Origin of the sequence: Pseudoalteromonas sp. MIP2626, from assembly GCF_013414205.1 — a bacterium.
GTDB classification, from domain to species: Bacteria; Pseudomonadota; Gammaproteobacteria; order Enterobacterales; family Alteromonadaceae; genus Pseudoalteromonas; species Pseudoalteromonas nigrifaciens.
Genome location: NZ_JAATTW010000107.1, coordinates 1 through 1,603, shown reverse-complemented (window position 1 = coordinate 1,603; position 1,603 = coordinate 1). Strand labels below are relative to the sequence as shown.

2 protein-coding genes are annotated in these 1,603 nt (G+C 39.4%); one reads left to right on the top strand and one right to left on the bottom strand.

The window, feature by feature from the left end; genetic code table 11:
* A partial coding sequence (tnpA, locus tag HC000_RS18195; protein ID WP_179808380.1) for an IS200/IS605 family transposase occupies positions 1–347 on the bottom strand: 347 nt, incomplete at its 3' end.
* 38 nt (positions 348–385) lie between these two features.
* On the opposite strand from tnpA, the gene HC000_RS18190 reads away from it, so the two are divergent.
* On the top strand, positions 386–1,603 hold a 1,218-nt coding region (locus HC000_RS18190), incomplete at its 3' end, for an RNA-guided endonuclease TnpB family protein (RefSeq protein WP_179808379.1).

Here is a 1,603-nt window from a genome sequence, read left to right as displayed (position 1 = left end):
CCAACAGAGCAAACAAAATATCCGTCAGACCAAAATGTTTTTTTAACCCAGAATTGCTTTTTAAACCATTTAAATCTCGACCATAGACTTTGCGTTGTAGATTGTTTAATTCTCCTAACGTAACTCGCAACACTGATATTGGGAGAGATCGTTAGCAATATGTGTATATGATCTTTGTCCACCTCGATCTCTTCGATATTAAATTCTGAGCGCTCTGCAATTTCAGTGATTTTTTGTTTTACAAAATCACCTACATCACCTTTTAACAATTGTTTTCTATATTTAACCACAAGTATTAAATGTAGCGCTATTAAATATTTACAGTGAGATTTAGTGTCATATTCCATCTTGACAACTCATTTTCATACAGTAGTCTATACAGTATATGAAAAAGACGCTTAGATACAACTACAGGCTAAATCCTACGCCAGAGCAAGAAGCTAAACTCGTTGAGTTTGGCGCGACAGCGCGTGGCATTTGGAACTTATTGTTGTCTGAGAACATACGTCGATACGAGCACGATAAAACGTTTTTGTTTTACAAAGACATGGCCTCACTACTTAAAGATATCAAGACGTTCGAAGAGTTTAACTGGATCAAAGCATTCGATTCTGCGGCAGCTCAACAAGTTGCCCGCGACCTGGAATTAGCGCTCAAGAATGTTTTTACTAAAGGTCGCTTGCAACGCTTTCCAAAGCACAAGATCTCATATAAAAAGAAAAAACGTCACAACGATAGTTTTCGAGCGGTCAATAACTCGCACTGTATCCGCATTGAAAATGGCGCTATCAGTATCCCAAAGGTAGGCAAGATACCCATTATCTTGCATCGCAAACTAGCAAGTAAAATCAAGACTGTAACTATCCAGTATCACCACGGAAAATGGGGATGCAGCATCACTCAGGAAGTTGAGTGCAAAACAGCTAAACAAGTTTTAAAAACAATCACAGGTTTTGACATTAACTCAAAGCAAACTGTTGTTGGCTCAGATGGTTTTGTGGTCGATAACCCCAAGTTTTTAAAGCAGTCAAAAACAAAGTTAAATCAATTGCAACGCCAGCTTGCACGCCGAACTAAAGGTTCAAATCGCTGGCAAAAAACCAAACAACGCATCAACAAATTACACGGCAAAATCTCACGGCAAAGGCTCGACTTTGCACACAAAATTTCACGCCAGATAACCAATGAAAATGACATTTTAGTGTTCGAAGATTTAAACGTAAAAGGGATGCAAAAGTTCAATGGCAGCATGGTTGCCGACAATGTGATGGGCTTAATTACTCAGCTTTCAAAATACAAAACTGAGCTTGAAGGTAAACTCTATCACGAGATTGGCAGGTTTGAAAAATCCACTGGGGTTTGTTCTGAATGCGGCCAACATCATGTTTTAACATTGAACGACAGGAATTTCACATGTACGGCTTGTGAAACTAACCAAAGCCGAGACTTGTCAGCGGCTAAAAGCATAGCAAAAACAGGTGAATTAGATTTGATTGCGGCTGGGATCGTCGCAAGGGTTCCCCCCACATCTCAGCAGAAATCAGCCATTAAAACGAAAGTCTTCGAGCTATCGAAGTTTGCTGTTGGAACTGAGAAAAAAGAA